This is a genomic window from Natrononativus amylolyticus, assembly GCF_024362525.1.
Lineage (GTDB): Archaea > Halobacteriota > Halobacteria > Halobacteriales > Natrialbaceae > Natrononativus > Natrononativus amylolyticus.
In genome coordinates, this window is the sequence record NZ_CP101458.1 from 171,223 (window position 1) to 186,790 (window position 15,568).

Below are 15,568 nucleotides of genomic sequence, written 5' to 3' on the forward strand. Positions count from 1 at the left end.
GCGCTACCGACCCCATGAGCCGAAAGGACGACTACTACAACCGGGCCAAACAGCAGGGCTACCGGAGCCGGGCGGCCTACAAGCTGAAACAGCTCGACGACCTCGAGAACCTGATCGAGGGCGGGGACACCGTCGTCGACCTCGGGGCGGCTCCCGGCGGCTGGACTCAGGTCGCCGCCGAGAAGGTCGGCCCGAAGGGCACCGTGATCGCCGTCGACCTCCAGCGGATCAAGAGCTTCGAGGAGTCCTACGACGACCGCATCGAGACCGTTCGCGGCGACATGACTCAGGACCGGACCCGCGAGCGCGTCCTCGAGATCGCCGGCGACGAGGTCGACTGCGTCGTTTCGGACATGGCGCCCAACATGTCCGGCGAGTACTCCCTCGATCAGGCGCGCTCGCTGCACCTCGCGCGGATGGCGTTCGAAACCGCCCTGGACCTGCTGGGCGCCGGTGGTAACTTCGCGGTGAAGGTGTTCGAGGGGCCGGACGTCGACGACCTCCGGGCGGACATCGGCGAGGAGTTCCAGTACGTCCGCGCCACCAGTCCGAAAGCCTCCCGCAAGGAGTCCTCCGAGATCTACCTGCTCGGGAAGGGGCGGCTCACCGCCCCCCTCGAGGAGGGCGAGGAGCTCGAGGTCGAGATCGTCGACGTCGGCAGCGAGGGCGACGGGATCGCCTCCGTCGAGGGGTTCCGGCTGTTCGTCCCCGGCACCGAGGCCGGCGAAACCGTTACGGTTCGCGTCGAGGACGTCAAACCACACTTCGGGTTCGCACAGCGCCTCGAGCGGGGCTGAGCCTACGCGCGCTCGAGGTCGCGCTGTGGCGTCGAGTCGGACCCGGTCGACTCCGACCGCCGCTCTGCGGCGTCGGTCGACTCGACGATCCGGTCCAGCCGGCGCTCGAACTCCCGTTCGTCGATCTCCTCGGTCGCGTACGCCGTCTGGAGCGCCTCGAGCGGGTCCCGAGATCCGGTGGCCGACTCCGGCTCCATCCGATAGGCCTCGAGCACGTCGAGCCGGACGAGCAGCCAGCCGACGAAAGCGAGGCCGGCGCTGAACGCGAACAGCAGCGGGGCGTTGACCGCGAGGACGATCGCGGGCACGAATCCCAGCATCGCGTAGAAGGGGAGGCTGCCTCGGCTGTCCATGTCGGACCATTGTCACCAGCCCAAAAGTACGTTGTGATGGGACGTGCGTCGGTGAGGACGACTACTCGCCGTCCTCGAGGCGGTCGTGGCGCTGGTCGATCTCGTCGAGCAGGTCGAGGGTCTTGCGGATCGAGGCCCGAATGGCGTCGCTGCGGTTGACGAACTTGCCGTCGTCGCCGACGTGTTCGTCCAGGTCCTCGAGCAGTTCCTGCGGGATTTCGACGCTGATTTTGGGCATGGCTGTCGGTTCGCACAGTACCGCCGTTAAGCCGTCGGTTGCCCGCTACTCGGCCGCGGCGCCCGGTTCGGGGTCGGGGTCGGCCGTGGTGCCGCCGCGGCCGCCGCCGAACAGTCGGCCACCGCCGGTGAGCACGTAGAGGACCGCCAGGCCGAGGAGGTAGGTGACGGCCACCGGCAGCGCCATGAGGATCATCGTCAGGATCCCCCGCGGGCTGACGAACGCGGCGACGGTGAAGATGGCGACGATTACCGGCCGCCACCCCCTGAGCATCGTCCGGTAGTTGACGATGCCGCCGACGTGGAACAGCGCCATCGTGACGATGATGTTGAACAGGAAGCCGATCCCGACGGTGGTGAAGATCACGAGCCAGAAGAAGCTCTTGATCCGGAAGGAGACGGTCATCCCGGCGTTGATCGCGTCGGCGACGAGGTAGGAGATGACCGCGGGGGCGACCCAGAAGAACCCGAGGTAGGTCCCGACGGCGAAGCCGGCGAGCAAGGTGCCGCCCCAGACGAGGAAGACCCGCTCGTCGCCCCGCACGAGTCCGCGCTCTCTGGCCGCCGGCCAGCCGTAGTAGAGGATCAGCGGGAGCACGGCGACGACCCCCGCGAGCACGCTCACCTTCACGGCGAAGATCAGCACCTCGACGGGGTGGAGCGCGATGACGATGTCCATCTGGTTGATGAGCTCGTTGAGCTCCATCCCCTCGGGATCGACGTCGTTGCGGATGGCGACCTCGTGGAGGACGTCCTCCGGCATCCGGTCGAGGAATGTGACGAGCACGTCCCGCACCCCGCCCTGGTAGAGCCAGAAGAACGTCGCCGCCATCACGACGAGGAAGGTGCCGACGATGCGGAACATCTTCGAGGTCAGGCTGTTCAGGATGAAGACGAGGTCGTAGGCGTAGCCGCCGACGTCCTCCTCGGTGGTCTCCTCCTCGGTGAACGGATCGAGCATCCCAGCGGCGGTGCTCGAGAGGAAGCTTCCCTCTTCTTCCTCCGCGCCGGCCGCCGCGGAGCCACCGGACGCGCCGGCCCCGGCCGTCTCGCCGCCTTCGCTCGTCTCGCCGTCGCCCTCCTGTGCCGCCTGGAGGGTGTCGTAGCGGTCGAGGATCGCCTGGGCCTTCTCCTTGTCGTCGTCGTACATCGCCGTACGGGCGTGATCGAGGGCCTCCTCCTCTTCCATCGCGAGGAAGACCTGCGGCGGGACGGCTTCGATCGCCTCGGCGTCGAGAACCTCGAGGTCGATCTCCTCGGGGTCGCCGGTACGGATCGCCGACTCGCGGGGGTAGACCGGCCCGCGGAGGACGGCGAGCGTGTAGAGCAAGAGCAGCGCCCCGCCGATCGCGAGCGCGGCGTAGGCGCCGATGACGACCGGCCCGAGTTCGCCGTAGGCGGCGGCCGTGTCCTGGACCGCCTGCCGGTACGGTGTCGCCCCACGCGGGTAATACGGGATCTCGGGGGCGAGTCTCGAGTGAACCGTCCGGTCCAGGTAGCGGAAGCCGTCGAGCTGGATGAACGCGGCGGCGGCGGCGAAGACGATCGCGAGCCCGCCGCCGAACTGGAGGAGTCGGCGCTTGATCAGCGCGGTTCCGCCGGCGGCCTCGGCGGCGCCGCGCCGGCGGATGTTAGTGACGACCTTCGCCAGGCCGAGGCTGAGCACGTAGAGGGCGACCATCGGCATCGCCCACATGATCAGCGTGAACGGGTCCGGCGGCGAGAACAGCGCGCCGAAGACCGTGACGCCGACGATGGCGTGGCGCCACTTGTCCCGGAACGTCTCGTAGGGGACGATCTCGGTGTACGAGAGGACGCCCATGAATAGCGGGAGCTGGGCGGCCAGTCCGAACGAGATCGTCAGTAGCGCGATGAACTCGGTGAACTCGGTAATCCCGAAGCTGGGTTTGACGCCGAGTTCGACGGCGTTCGACGCGAGGAAGTCGAAGACGTACGGGAAGAAGATGCTGTAGGCGTAGACGATGCCGAGCACGGCGAGCGTGATCGACGTCAGCCCGAACAGGACGAGGTAGGTTTTCGTGATCGGGACGACGGACTCGACGCCCCGGCGGCGAAGCGCGTCCCGCGAGTAGTAGAGCAAGGCGGGAATCGCGACGATGACGCCGACGACCATCCCGATTTTCGCCTGCAGAAGAATCACTTCGAACGGCGTTCGGGTGATGAGGTCGGTCGCCTCGGCGGTGTGCTGAGCCATCTCGGCTTTCGCCGTCGCCTCGAGGAAGCCCCAGACCCAGATCCGCAGCGCGTAGAACGTCCCCATGAAGCCGATGACGAAAACGATGAACACCTTCTGGAGGTGCGTCTGCGCGCTCGAGAAGACGGCGCCGAGTGTCTCCCGGCCGCTGTTGATCGCGCGGGCGGTGTCCTCGTCGACGGCAGAACTCATTGACTGCTCGTGGGTAGCTTACATCCAGTTATCAACCTTTCGTGTGTCTGCGCGCTGCGGGGCGGCGATCCGGCCGCGGGCGCCGTCTCGCGGGGGGCGTAAGAAAAAGGCCTATAACGAGTGGCCTATCTATATCCCGATAGATGCCGGACGAGTCGGAGGAGGGTGCAGACGTCGACCGGCCCGAGGAGCCACGGGAGTCGCCCGCGGAGCGACCCGACGCCGACGAGGCTCCGACGGACGGCGACGAGCCGGAAACCGGCGACGAGGAGCCGCCGGACCCGTCCGAAGCGGCCGACGACCCTGATCCGCCGGAGGCCGACTCCGAGACGGCTGCGGAGACTGACGCCGACGAGCCCGACTCGGCCGACGAACCCGACACGGCTACGGAATCCAGCGACGCTGACGCCGAGACGGACGAACCCGTCGCACTCGAGCCGGAGCCCGAACCCGGGGAGACCGACCCGTTCGAGCCGGCCGATCGGTACCCGGAGTCCGATTCGAGCGGCGGGCTCGAGAAGGTCGACGACGCTCCCGAGGACGACGCGCCGGCGGCGGACGCGCCGCGCCCGCCAGAGGAGCGAGAGTCCTCGAGCGCCCCGGAGCCGGGAGCCCAACACGACGCGGACGGTGAGGCGGCGGACGACGGTGACGAGGCGGCGGGCGACGACGAGACGTCGCTCGAGCCCGCCGAAGCCGACAACCCGCGCGAGCGAGACGACCTCCCGTCCGCACCCGACGACGACGTTTCGGCGGCCCCCGAAGACGACCAGCCCGAGGCGAAAACCGACGGCGAGGGCGTCGTCCGCGACCACAACGAGGGGCCGGCTCAGGAGCCGACGTACCCGGATCCGGACGAGGACATCGGCGGTATCTCGACGCCGCCGGACGACCAGGAGATGCCGCTGGCCGATCACATCGAGGAGATGATCATGCGGCTCGCGGTCGTTCTTCTGGTCGGCTCGGCGTTCACCGCCCTCGGGCTGCTGTGGGCGTCGGACGCCATCGCGATCATCTGGGCCGACGTCATCCCCGACAGCGAGCTCCGGCCGCCCCACGTTTACCACCCGCTCGAGCTGTGGCTGACCCGGATCAAGGTCGCCGCGCTGCTAGGGATCATGGCCGCCTTACCGATGGTCGTCTACCAGACGTACCTGTTCATGAAGCCGGGGCTGTACCCCAACGAGCGCAAGTACTACCTCGCCGCCGTGCCGACGAGTGTGATCCTCGCGGGACTCGGCATGCTGTTTTCGTACTTTCTCATCCTCCCCATCCTGTTCCGGTACTTCACCTTCTACTCGGAGGGGAGTGCGAACATCGCCTACGCGCTGGGCGAGACGTTCAACCTGATAATCACGCTCACCGGCTTTCTCGCGGTCGTCTTCCAGATTCCGCTGTTCATCATGCTCGCGATCATGATGGGCGTGACGACCCGCCGCTGGCTCGCCGACAAGCGACTCTACTTCTGGGCCGCGTTCGCGGGGCTCGCGTTCATGTTCACGATGGACCCGACGATGATGGCGCCCATCTTCGTCGCGCTCACGATGATCATGTTGTTCGAGGGGACGCTGCTCGTCCTCAAGTGGGTCGGCCGGGAGTAGCCCCCACCGACCTCGAGAGTGTGGCGTCTCGGCAAATCGGGACGGCAGACCGTCTCAGTCGTTCGATGAGGGGTACTCGGCGCTGAAGACGTCCTCGACGAGCGGCTCTGCCGGGTCGGATTCGGCCGCGGCCGGACTGACGCTGCCGGTGCGGTAGCCGTGGAGGTCGAGGGTGACGTGGTCGAAGCCGAGGTCGGCGAGCGGGTCGCGGATCGACTCGACGAACTCGATCTCCAGGGCCCGCTCGAGTTCGTCGGGCGCGATTTCGATCCGTGCGAGGCCGTCGTGGTCGCGGACGCGAAAGCCCTCGAACCCCCACTGGCGCACCAGGCTCTCGGCGCGTTCGATGCGGCTGAGCCGGTCTTCGGTCACCGAGAGGCCGGTCGGGATCCGCGAGGAGAGACAGGCCATCGCGGGTTTGTCGGCCACGGAGAGGTCGTAGCGGTCGGCGATCTCTCGCACCTCGTCTTTGGTGATCTCGTGGGCGAGCAGCGGCGACGAAATATCGAGCTCCTCGACAGCTCGCAGGCCGGGGCGGTGGCCCGCGCCGGGGTCGTCGGCGTTGGTGCCGTCACAGACCGTGTCGATCCCGAGGTCGCGGGCTTTCTCGAGCATTCGTCCCAGTCGCATCGTCCGGCAGTGATAGCAGCGATCCTCGTCGTTCTCGACGAAGGCGTCGCTGTCGAGTTCGGAGAACTCGACGACCTCGTGGCGGATGCCGATCTCCCCGGCGACCCGTCTGGCGTCCGCGAGCTCGGCCGCGGGGAGTGTCTCGCTCTTCGCAGTACAGGCCACCGCGTCCTCGCCGAGGGCGTCGTGGGCGAGCGCGGCGACGACGCTCGAGTCGACGCCGCCGGAGAAAGCGACGAGAACGCCGGTTCGGTCCGCGAGGTCGGCGCGGGCGGCTTCGAGTTTCGCCTCGACCGTGGTCATACCGCGCTCCTTCGCGGTGCGCGGGCAAAAGCGCGTTGTCGCGTCCCTGCAGCGTCGACAGTTAAGGGGCCTCTCGTGGTAGCTGCCGGAGACCATGTTCGGACGCTCGAGCGAGCGGGGAACGGACGACGCGCGGGCCGGGGCGCCGACTCGAGAGGGGCGATCGCGCCCAGAACACGTCGCCTACGCAACGGCTCGCGGGCTCCAGGCGGGGTTCGTGGCGACGCTGATCATGACCGCTTTTCGTCTTCCCATCCTCCGGTCGCTGCCGCCGTCGGCGAACTTCTGGGCGCGGTACGTCAGCGGGGGCGACGCCGACGACCACCCGGTGGCGGGGCTCGTTCTCCACCTCGTCTACGGGGTTTCCGCGGGAGCGGTGTTCGGCGGCCTGTTCGCGCTCCTCGACGCGGAGCGGTCGATCGAACCCGAACAGCGGGGGCTCGTCTGGGGGGCGGTGTACGGGATGGGGCTGTCGGCGTTCGGCTCGCAGTTCATGCTGAAGGAGCTCCTCGACATCGAACTCGAGGCCGACGAACTCGCGCTGTTTCACGCCGCACACCTCGTCTACGGGCTCTCGCTGGGCGCGTGGGTCGGCTCGCGAACCGAGGGCGTCGAGGACCCCGAGGAGGAGTACGAGTACGACGAGGAGAACTGATCGCAGCCGGACTCGCTCGGATCGAGTTGCGGAGACCCGCGCGTATGCGGAGGTTTCGACGCTGACGGGCCGTCGGAACGCACCCGGTTCGTCGCGGACGCCGCGACCGTCGAGACCGTGGATCTGGTCGAAAAGTAGCATCGGTAATCGTCGGGAAACGCTAGTGGTAACCGAACCGGTAGGCGGTCCGAACCCGTCGGTAGGACGTACGTACGCAGCCACGGGGGTGATTTTCTCGGAGCACGACGGGTGTTCGGCGGGGCTCTGATCGTGTTCACAGGCCGTCGCTACCGATCTCCAATCGGCTCATAACAATCGTCGCACCCCGTGGTATTCAGCATCGACGCAATGAAGCGACGAACCTATCTCGCCACGGCGGGTGCACTGGCGCTCGCAGGCTGTATGAGCTCCGAGGACAGTGACGACCCAACGAACAGCTCTAACGACTCCGACGACGGGGACGACACCGAACCGGACACCGGCTCGGACGACGGCACCGACGAACCGGACGACCCCGAGGAGGACCACACGTTCGACGACTTCGAGGACCTGGCGAACTGGGAGGTCCTCATGGGGTCGATGTCGGTCGACGACAGCCAGTCCTACGAGGGCTCCCAGTGTGCGCTGCTCGAGGCCAGCGAGTCCGACGGCCAGGTCCGGATCTCCCGGACGTTCTCCGAGTCGGTGGACTGCTCGGACATGATGCCCGGTCTGGCGATCGCCACCGATATGCCGGTGACGCCGGTCATCCAGCTGTACGACGAGGACCGGGGCAAGGCGGTCTACCGCCAGCGCCTCCAGGGCGACCTCCCGTTCGAGCGGATCAACTTCGGCATCGACTACATGCAGGAGGATCCGGACCTCAGCGAGATCGTCGAGGTCCACATCGTCCTCTGGACCGGCGACGAGGCCGAAGGCCGGATGTGGGTCGACGACCTCCACTTCGTCCCGCGTCCGGAGACCGGCAAGGTGATGCTCCAGTTCCCCGGCGCGTACGAGTCTCACCACGAGACGGTGCTCCCGATGCTCGAGGAGCACGACTACCCCGCGACGGCGTTCGTCCCGACGGCTCGCATCCGCGACTCGTCAGATCACGACGGCAGCCGGCTGACCAGAGACCAGCTCGACGACCTCGCGGACGCGGGCTGGCTGATCGGCAGCCAGAGCCTCCACGGCAACTCGCTGACCTCCCTCGAGGGCCGGAGCCAGGAGGACGAACTCGCCGACTCGCGGGCGTGGCTCGAGGACAACGGCTACGACGGCGCGGGCTACCTCTCGTACCCCTCGGGCGCCTACGACGGCGAGACGCTCGACCTCGCCAGGGAGCACTACGACCTGGCGTTCGTCGGCGACTACGCCCCGCAGGGGTACGTGACGAACCCGGTGCTGTGCGCCCAGGTGTCATCGCCGGACGCCGATCGGGCCAGACACGTCCTCGACATCACCGCCGAGTTCGGCGGCATCACGGCGCTCTCGTACTACCAGCTCGAGTCGACCGACGACTTCGAGTCGATGCTCTCACACCTCACAGAGCTCGTCGAGGCGGGAGACCTCGAGGTCATCACGCCGGCCGACGTCGAAAACGAGTACGTCCTCTGAGGGCTATCACGCCCGTTCGCATTCGGCCCTCCAAACCGCCGGCGCCGCTCGCCGGCCGCTCTCGTCGTTATCTGCCGGCTCGAAGCACCTTGAGGAGCCCCTGTGCGGCCATGCCGATCAGCGCCCACTTCCAGGCCAGCACTGCGACGCCGAGCAAGAGGACGGCCCGGGGCGTGTTGTTGCGGTCGAACGCGCGTTTCGCCTCGAGCAGGACGGTGACGACGGTGAACGATCGCGTCGCCTTCGAGCCGAGGAATCGGGTGAGTGCCATACGTGATCGAGGCGCCCTGGCGGGATAACGACCACGCCGGAACGCGCAAGCGCCGAATCGGTTCACTCGGGATCGAACCCGCCCGCGAGATAATCCAGGGCGAACAGGGCGAGTGCGCCGACGAGCGCCCAGACGGCCGCGGCGACGTACCCGTCGGTCGTCCAGACGTACGCGCCGTCGACCATGTCGTTGATGTTGAAAAGCGGCGCCGGCGTCGAGCCCGCGATGAGGCTGACGAGAAACAGCAGCGTCAGCTCCCGGTTCCACTCGAGGGCGCGGCGGACGACGCGCGCGATCGTGAGCAACCCGACGAGCCCGCCGGTGACGAACAGGAGCACGGAGGTGCCCGGATCGACGAGCGCGGCGAGCGAACCGCCGCTCACCAGCCCGGCTGCGGCCGACGTCAGCGCGCTCAGTTCCCCCGAGAGCACCACGTACTGGCCGAGCAACACGAGGATCAGCGCTCCGGAGATGCCGGGCAGGATCATCGCGCTGATGGCGAAGATGCCGGCGACGAAGATCACGACCGGACCGCTGCCGGGGATCTCGAGGACGCCACTGCCGACCAGGAGCGCGAAGCCGACGCCGGCGACGACGGCCACGCCCTCGAGAAGGGACGTGACCGACAGCCCCCGGTAGAGGACGATCGCCGACGCGGCGATCAATCCGGTGAAAAAGCCCGAGAGCGCGACGGGGTTGCTCTCCGCCAGCATGGTGACGAGTTCGGCGATGATCGCGACCGCGGTCACCATCCCGACGCCGAGCGGTAACAGGAACTGCAGATCGATCTCGGTCAGCGCCTCTCGAGCGCGGCCCCGGCGTGCGGGGTCGTACCCGCGGCAGACGTCGGTGATCCGACCGGGGGTTATCGCGGTGATCGCGGCGAGCAGCCGCCCGTAGAAGCCGAGCAAGAGCGCGACGGTGCCGCCGGAGACGCCGGGGAGGGCGTCGGCGGTACCCATACAGAGCCCGTAGACGTAGACGCGAAACAGTTCGAGGTGGTCGAGGACCCGTTCGTGGACGTTATAGCCCATCTCGACACGCTCCTCGAGGGACGCTGGTCTCGGCGATCGGTAGGAAGGGGAACCGTCGGCGTACGCACATAGCTACACACTCCGGGTCGACCGGCATAAATCACACCACCTCGACTCGAGGCGCGCGGCTCCGTCTCCAGTGTCGAACTCGGGTCCGTCGCCCGCCACCCGACTGACTGTCTCGAGGGCGAGAGGTTTTTCTCGGTCGCCTGTAATACCACAGTCGATGAAACTCGAGTCGATTCCGGGCGTCGGCGAGAAGACCGCCCGCGCGCTCGCGGAACTCGAGGAGCCCGAGCGGGCGCTGCGAAGCGGCGACGTCGCCACGATCGCGCGAGCGCCGGGGATCAGCCAGGGTCGGGCGGCCCGGATCGCCCGCGGCGCGATCCGCCGGGAGCACGACGACCCCGGCGGCTTCCTCGCGACCGACCGCGCCCGCGAGATCTACCGCACCGTCCTCGGCCTCTGCCAGGAGCGCACCGTCACCCGCTACGGCGCCCAGCGCCTCGAGACGTTCTACCCGAGCGCGCGCCGGTCGCGCATCGAGGAGGCCCAGGCCGTTACGAGGAACGCGCTCGAGCGCGAGCCCACCCCCGACCTGCTCGCGGCCTTAGAGGACGTCACGCCGCTCGAGCGACCGGGCGACGTTCGCGTGCGCGATCGGTGTCTGGCGACGGCCGACGCCGAGCGCTACGCCGAGGCCCGCGAGGCGGTCCCCGAACTCTCCGTCGAGGTCGTCGAGGACGCCCAGGGGCTCGCCGAGCTCGCCCGGGGCTACGCGACCGTGATCGCGATCGACGAGGCGTTCTCGGGGATCGACCTCGAGGGCGACGTCCGGGTCCGGCCGAACGCCCTCGAGTCCCCCGCCGAAATCGTCCCCGAGCGCCCCCTGGCCTTCTTCGCCCGCAACCGCGACTCGATCCGGGCCGCGGCGGCGGTCCACCGTGCGGCCGGCCTCGAGGCCGATTGCGACCTCGAGGCTCTGGAGAACGGCCTCGAGCGGCTCGCAGCCGACGGCACGGTTGCGGGCGACGACGAACTCGACCGGCTGTCCGTCGCGGTCGACGATCTCGAGACCGCCGCGAGCACGGCGGAAAGCGTCGCCAACGATCGGCTTCGGGAGGCGATCCGCGAACAGGACGTCACCATCGAAGGGGCTGACCTGCTCTCGCTGGTCGAGCGCGGCGCGGGCGTCGACTCGCTGCTCTCGCGGGAACTCGCCGACGAGTACGCCGCCGCCGTCGACGCCGCCCGCGAGCACCTGATCGACTCGCTTTCTCTCGAGTCGGGCGAGGACGACCTCGCCCGCCGGGCCTTCTCCGACGAGCCGACGTTCCCCGTCGAGTACGACGACGAGACGATCTCGCGGCTGCGTGAGGAGCTGTCGGCGACGAAGGAGCGCCGTGCCGCCCGGCTCAAGCGCGACCTCGCCGCCGACCTCGCCGCCCAGCGCGAGGGGGCCGAGCGGCTGGTCCGGGACGCTCTCGAGCTAGACGTCGAACTCGCCGTCTCCCGGTTCGCCCGCGATTTCGAGTGTACGATGCCCGTCTTCGACCCCGGCGACGGGGTCGCGATCGAGGGTGGTCGCTCGCCGCTGCTCGACGAACCGCTCGAGAAGGTCGATCCCGTCGACTACGAGGTCTCCGGCGTCACCCTGCTGTCGGGGGTCAACAGCGGCGGGAAGACCTCCACGCTGGATCTGGTTGCCGCTGTCGTCGTGCTGGCGCACATGGGGTTTCCCGTCCCCGCCGACGAGGTGCGCCTGCGCCGGTTCGAGGCGCTTCACTACCACGCCAAGACCCAGGGAACCCTCGACGCGGGCGCCTTCGAGTCCACGGTGAGGGAGTTCGCCGCCCTCGCCGACGGCGGCGCGGAGTCGCTGGTGCTCGTCGACGAACTCGAGAGCATCACCGAACCCGGTGCCTCGGCGAAGATCATCGCCGGGATTCTCGAGGCACTGTCAGAAAACGGCGCGACGGCGGTGTTCGTCTCACACCTGGCGGGAGAGATCCGCGAGACGGCCGAGTTCGAGGTTGCGGTCGACGGCATCGAGGCGGTGGGGCTCGTCGACGGCGAACTCGTGGTCAACCGCTCGCCAGTTACGGACCACCTGGCGCGGTCGACGCCGGAACTGATCGTCGAGAAACTGGCGGGAGAGGAAAGCGGCGGCGCAGGTGGCCGGGGTGGGGAGACGTTTTACGAGCGCCTCCTCGAGAAGTTCGAGTGACCGGGCCGCCCGAAGAGCTATGGGTTCAAGCATCTAACATGTGCGCATGGTCCTGTCATCGATCCTCGACGGCCTCGGAACCGCGTGTAAACGGGCCGGTCCCGGCCGTCTGCCCGGCGCCGACCGCCCGGTCCTCGGCGCGGGGTACGCCGGTGCGAGCGGCGCGCTGGTCGCCGCCGCCCTGTTCGCGGTCGCCGTCCTCGTTCTCTCCGCGCTCGGCTCGACCCTGGAGATCGCCGATCCGGCGTTCGTGATGATCGCCGCCCAGGCGCTCCTGTTCGTCGTCCCCGCGGCGTTCGTCGTGAGCGCCCTCATCTGGTTCGTGCTGCCGACGGGAACGGCGAAAACCGGCGCGGTCGCAGGCGCGCTGGCGACTCTGCTGACGTATCTCGTCGCCACCGCTCTGCTCGCCGTCGTCGCGACCGTCGCCGCCGCGGCGTCCTGGTCTGGCGGCGACCCCGCCGGCGCGTCCGTCCTCGCGGTACTCTTCGGCGTCGCCGCGTTCGTGTGGACGGCCTGGATTGCGGTGCCGGTCGGCTGTCTCGGCGGCGCGATCTACGAACGCGTCGGGACGACGGCCTGACGGCGGCGTCTGCGACTATCTGCGCCGGCTCGAGTCCGACCGGGAACGAAACCCCTAGACGCGCAAACAACTAAGTAGCTTCGACAGCGTGGTGAAAGTAATGCCCGGTGATCCCGAGGAGGGGATGTTGTCGTGGGACGAGTCCGTGTTCCGCAACGAGCACGTCTTCGAGATCGACTACGTCCCCGAGACGTTCAAGCACCGGGAGTCACAGATGCAGAGCCTGACGTACGCGTTGCGCCCGGCCGTGCGGGGCTCGAGGCCGCTCAACGTCATGGTTCGGGGGCCGCCGGGAACCGGGAAGACGACCTCCATCCAGAAGCTGTTCGACGAGGTCGGCGCCCAGACGCGGGACGTCCGGACGATCCGGGTCAACTGCCAGGTAAACGCGACCCGCTACTCGGTGTTCTCCCGGCTGTTCGAGGGCACCTTCGACTACGAGCCGCCCTCCTCCGGGATCTCCTTCAAGAAGCTGTTCGGCCAGATCGCCGAGAAGCTGATCGAGGAGGACCGCGTGCTCGTCGTCGCTCTGGACGACGTCAACTACCTCTTCTACGAGAACGAGGCCTCGGATACGCTGTACTCGCTGCTTCGCGCCCACGAGGAACACCCCGGTGCGAAGATCGGCGTCATCGTCGTCTCCTCCGACCCCGCACTCGAGGTGATCGACGAACTCGACTCGCGCGTCCAGAGTGTCTTCCGGCCCGAGGACGTTTATTTCCCGGTGTACGACCAGCCCGAGATCGTCGGCATCCTGAGCGAGCGGGTCGAACGCGGCTTTCACGACGGCGTCATCTCCCGGAGCGTCTTAGAGCACGTCGCCGACCTCACCGCCGACAGCGGCGACCTTCGCGTGGGGATCGACCTGCTCCGGCGAGCGGGGCTCAACGCCGAGATGCGCGCGAGCCGCGTCGTCGAGATGGCGGACGTCGAGAAGGCCTACGAGACCTCGAAGTACATCAACCTCTCGCGGAGCCTCTCGGGACTCACCGACAACGAGCGGGCGCTGCTCACCGTGATCGCCGAGAACGACGGCGCACAGGCCGGCGACGTCTACGACGCCTTCAACGAGGACACCGGTCTGGGCTACACCCGCTACTCGGAGATCGTCAACAAGCTCGATCAGCTCTCGCTGATCGACGCCGACTACGCCGAGATCGAGGGCCGCGGGCGCTCCCGGTCGCTCACGCTATCCTACGACAAGGACGCGATTCTGGATCGCCTCGAGGAGTAGCTCTGCGACAGAGAGAACAGCGCCGGAGACGACTCAGCGCTGTGATTCCCGCAGGATCAGCGGCCCGATCGCGAGGGTCCGCTTCGCGACGGTCGCGACCCGGGTGACGTAGGTCGTCAGCAGGAAGAACGGGACGAGGGTGGTCGTGAACGCGATCCCGACGAGCCAGAGCAGGTTTTCGACGCCGGCGGTCGTTCCGGGAACCGACGTCGCGTCGACGAACGATAGCATCATCCCCGCGATCAGCAGCGCCGGAATCGCCGCGTAGAGGATGAGTCGCGAGAGATCGATCAGCTCCCACTGGAAGTACAGGGTCTTGATGTGCTCGCGGGCGGGGCCGAACATCGTCAGCGAGGTTCGAAGCTCGTCGAACGCCTCGAGCTGTTCGTCGTCGAGATCGTCACCGTACTCGTCCTCGATGCGGTCGATCTGGAAGATCTTCCAGGAGTAGTTGTAGTCGAGGGCCGCGTTGACGACCTCGAAGGTGCCGAACTTCGCGCCCTCGAGCTGGTCGCGGACGGTTTCGGCGTTGCCGATGAGGCTCTCGGTGAACTCGTCGACCTCACCTCGCAGGTCGTCGCTGTCGGCGTTCTCGACGCTCTCCTCGAGCGAGCGGGCTCGCTGCTCGGTCGTCTCGACGAGTTCGCGCAGCAGCGCGGAGGGATCCGCCGGCGCGGGTTTCCCGGTCAGTTCCTTGACGTAGCCGCGAAAGTCCATCGTGTCGCTCATCCGCTGGCGCTGATCACCCAGCGGGCCGTTCTCCTGGGAGATGATCAGCTGGCTGATCGTGACGACGAGGGTGACGCCGGTGATGAGCGCGCTGATCATCGTCGAGAACATCGCCTCGATGACGGCGCGCTCCTCGAGCATCTCCGAGAGCGTCGGTTCGACGATGGCGCCGAGCATGAACAGCCCGAAGAAGAGCACCGAGAGCAGGCCGGTGACGAGCAGTCGGTTCGCACTGAGCAGTACCCAGAGCTTCAGCCGGCTCTCGTTGGCCCGCTCGCGCATCGTGTTCGCGGTGCCGGCGTCGCTCTCGTCCTCACTCATCGTCCGAACCCGCCGGTCGTTTGAGCACGAGGAACTTGGTGCCGCCGCCGCTGTAGTCGATGGTGTCGACGAGCTCCCACCCGTCGGCTCCCAGCTCGTTCAGCACGGTCTTCGGGTCGGCCGCCTCCTCCATCGTCGGCCCACGGGGTGGACGAACGGTCTCGTACTCCCAGATCGTCCCGGTGTTCCCTGCCATCGGATCCACTCCTACCACGAAGCGCGTGAAAACCGTTGCTCTGGCGGACACACTGTCGGCCACTCGGTCCGGTCGCTCACCGAACCCCCTCCTCAGGCCTGCTCGAGGTCTTCGCGATACGTCTCGGCGTGCTCGAGCGCCCGGTCGATGCTGTTTGCGGTGTCGGCGTCCGACTGCTCTCGAGCCTGCCGGAGCGTGTTCAGGTGGCCGTCGAGGACGGCGTGGTCGGCCTCCCGGTCGGCGGCGGCGAGTTCGGCGAACGCCCCGGCGGTCTCGCGGAGCGCGTCGCGGACGTCGTCGTCGGCCGTCTCGGCGGCTCCCTCGAGTTCGCTCCGGGCCTGCTGTAAGTGCTGATCGTCGGCCATACCGGCACCACCACGACCGCGGTGAA

The 15,568-nt window shown here is 67.9% G+C and carries 16 protein-coding genes; 7 read left to right on the forward strand and 9 right to left on the reverse strand.

Features of this window, described 5'->3' with window-relative positions; genetic code table 11:
- Nucleotides 1-14 precede the first annotated feature (14 nt).
- Nucleotides 15-797 (forward strand): 23S rRNA (uridine(2552)-2'-O)-methyltransferase, encoded by a 783-nt coding sequence (locus tag NMQ11_RS00840; protein ID WP_255169495.1) that lies wholly within the window; start codon nucleotides 15-17, stop codon nucleotides 795-797.
- 2 nt (nucleotides 798-799) lie between these two features.
- On the opposite strand, the gene NMQ11_RS00845 is transcribed toward NMQ11_RS00840, so the two are convergent.
- The 3 genes from NMQ11_RS00845 to NMQ11_RS00855 all read right to left on the reverse strand — a co-directional run bounded on the left by NMQ11_RS00845 (nucleotide 800) and on the right by NMQ11_RS00855 (nucleotide 3,794).
- On the reverse strand, nucleotides 800-1,150 hold the full coding sequence (locus NMQ11_RS00845; RefSeq protein WP_255169496.1) for an SHOCT domain-containing protein: 351 nt from the start codon (nucleotides 1,148-1,150) through the stop codon (nucleotides 800-802).
- A 61-nt stretch (nucleotides 1,151-1,211) separates the two neighbouring features.
- Nucleotides 1,212-1,388, reverse strand: a complete 177-nt coding sequence (locus NMQ11_RS00850; protein WP_255169497.1) for a ribbon-helix-helix domain-containing protein — start codon at nucleotides 1,386-1,388, stop codon at nucleotides 1,212-1,214.
- 45 nt (nucleotides 1,389-1,433) lie between these two features.
- Complete coding sequence (locus tag NMQ11_RS00855) at nucleotides 1,434-3,794, reverse strand: twin-arginine translocase subunit TatC (RefSeq protein ID WP_255169498.1); 2,361 nt, start codon at nucleotides 3,792-3,794, stop codon at nucleotides 1,434-1,436.
- A 143-nt stretch (nucleotides 3,795-3,937) separates the two neighbouring features.
- Between NMQ11_RS00855 and tatC the strand changes: the two genes are divergently transcribed.
- On the forward strand, nucleotides 3,938-5,395 hold the full coding sequence (tatC, locus tag NMQ11_RS20155) for a twin-arginine translocase subunit TatC (RefSeq protein ID WP_425607694.1): 1,458 nt from the start codon (nucleotides 3,938-3,940) through the stop codon (nucleotides 5,393-5,395).
- Between the two features lie 54 nt (nucleotides 5,396-5,449).
- On the opposite strand, the gene larE is transcribed toward tatC, so the two are convergent.
- The gene (larE, locus tag NMQ11_RS00865; RefSeq protein ID WP_255169499.1) at nucleotides 5,450-6,328 is read right to left on the reverse strand and encodes an ATP-dependent sacrificial sulfur transferase LarE; all 879 of its coding nucleotides are present in this window, start codon (nucleotides 6,326-6,328) and stop codon (nucleotides 5,450-5,452) included.
- Between the two features lie 94 nt (nucleotides 6,329-6,422).
- Here larE and NMQ11_RS00870 point away from each other — a divergent pair, with 94 nt between their 5' ends.
- Together NMQ11_RS00870 and NMQ11_RS00875 are read left to right on the forward strand one after the other, a co-directional pair.
- Complete coding sequence (locus NMQ11_RS00870) at nucleotides 6,423-6,983, forward strand: DUF6789 family protein (RefSeq protein ID WP_255169500.1); 561 nt, start codon at nucleotides 6,423-6,425, stop codon at nucleotides 6,981-6,983.
- 348 nt (nucleotides 6,984-7,331) lie between these two features.
- Complete coding sequence (locus tag NMQ11_RS00875; protein WP_255169501.1) at nucleotides 7,332-8,582, forward strand: polysaccharide deacetylase family protein; 1,251 nt, start codon at nucleotides 7,332-7,334, stop codon at nucleotides 8,580-8,582.
- A gap of 67 nt (nucleotides 8,583-8,649) precedes the next feature.
- On the opposite strand, the gene NMQ11_RS00880 is transcribed toward NMQ11_RS00875, so the two are convergent.
- Together NMQ11_RS00880 and NMQ11_RS00885 are read right to left on the reverse strand one after the other, a co-directional pair.
- A complete protein-coding gene (locus NMQ11_RS00880) occupies nucleotides 8,650-8,853 on the reverse strand; it encodes a hypothetical protein (protein ID WP_255169502.1) in 204 nt (67 codons plus the stop codon).
- Nucleotides 8,854-8,915: 62 nt separating this feature from the next.
- On the reverse strand, nucleotides 8,916-9,887 hold the full coding sequence (locus NMQ11_RS00885; RefSeq protein WP_255169503.1) for a DUF368 domain-containing protein: 972 nt from the start codon (nucleotides 9,885-9,887) through the stop codon (nucleotides 8,916-8,918).
- A gap of 226 nt (nucleotides 9,888-10,113) precedes the next feature.
- Here NMQ11_RS00885 and NMQ11_RS00890 point away from each other — a divergent pair, with 226 nt between their 5' ends.
- The 3 genes from NMQ11_RS00890 to NMQ11_RS00900 all read left to right on the forward strand — a co-directional run bounded on the left by NMQ11_RS00890 (nucleotide 10,114) and on the right by NMQ11_RS00900 (nucleotide 13,931).
- Nucleotides 10,114-12,114, forward strand: a complete 2,001-nt coding sequence (locus NMQ11_RS00890) for a MutS-related protein (protein WP_255169504.1) — start codon at nucleotides 10,114-10,116, stop codon at nucleotides 12,112-12,114.
- Between the two features lie 46 nt (nucleotides 12,115-12,160).
- A complete protein-coding gene (locus NMQ11_RS00895; RefSeq protein WP_255169505.1) occupies nucleotides 12,161-12,697 on the forward strand; it encodes a hypothetical protein in 537 nt (178 codons plus the stop codon).
- A gap of 100 nt (nucleotides 12,698-12,797) precedes the next feature.
- Complete coding sequence (locus tag NMQ11_RS00900) at nucleotides 12,798-13,931, forward strand: ORC1-type DNA replication protein (protein ID WP_255169506.1); 1,134 nt, start codon at nucleotides 12,798-12,800, stop codon at nucleotides 13,929-13,931.
- Between the two features lie 33 nt (nucleotides 13,932-13,964).
- Here the strand turns inward: NMQ11_RS00900 and NMQ11_RS00905 are convergent, their stop codons facing one another.
- From NMQ11_RS00905 to NMQ11_RS00915, 3 genes are all read right to left on the reverse strand, one after another.
- Complete coding sequence (locus NMQ11_RS00905; protein WP_255169507.1) at nucleotides 13,965-14,981, reverse strand: DUF7972 family membrane protein; 1,017 nt, start codon at nucleotides 14,979-14,981, stop codon at nucleotides 13,965-13,967.
- The gene (sp36, locus tag NMQ11_RS00910; protein ID WP_255169508.1) at nucleotides 14,974-15,177 is read right to left on the reverse strand and encodes a Sp36 family protein; all 204 of its coding nucleotides are present in this window, start codon (nucleotides 15,175-15,177) and stop codon (nucleotides 14,974-14,976) included. Before sp36 ends, NMQ11_RS00905 begins: the two co-directional genes overlap by 8 nt.
- A 92-nt stretch (nucleotides 15,178-15,269) precedes the next feature.
- Nucleotides 15,270-15,542 (reverse strand): DUF7553 family protein, encoded by a 273-nt coding sequence (locus tag NMQ11_RS00915; protein WP_255169509.1) that lies wholly within the window; start codon nucleotides 15,540-15,542, stop codon nucleotides 15,270-15,272.
- Between the last annotated feature and the right edge of the window lie 26 nt (nucleotides 15,543-15,568).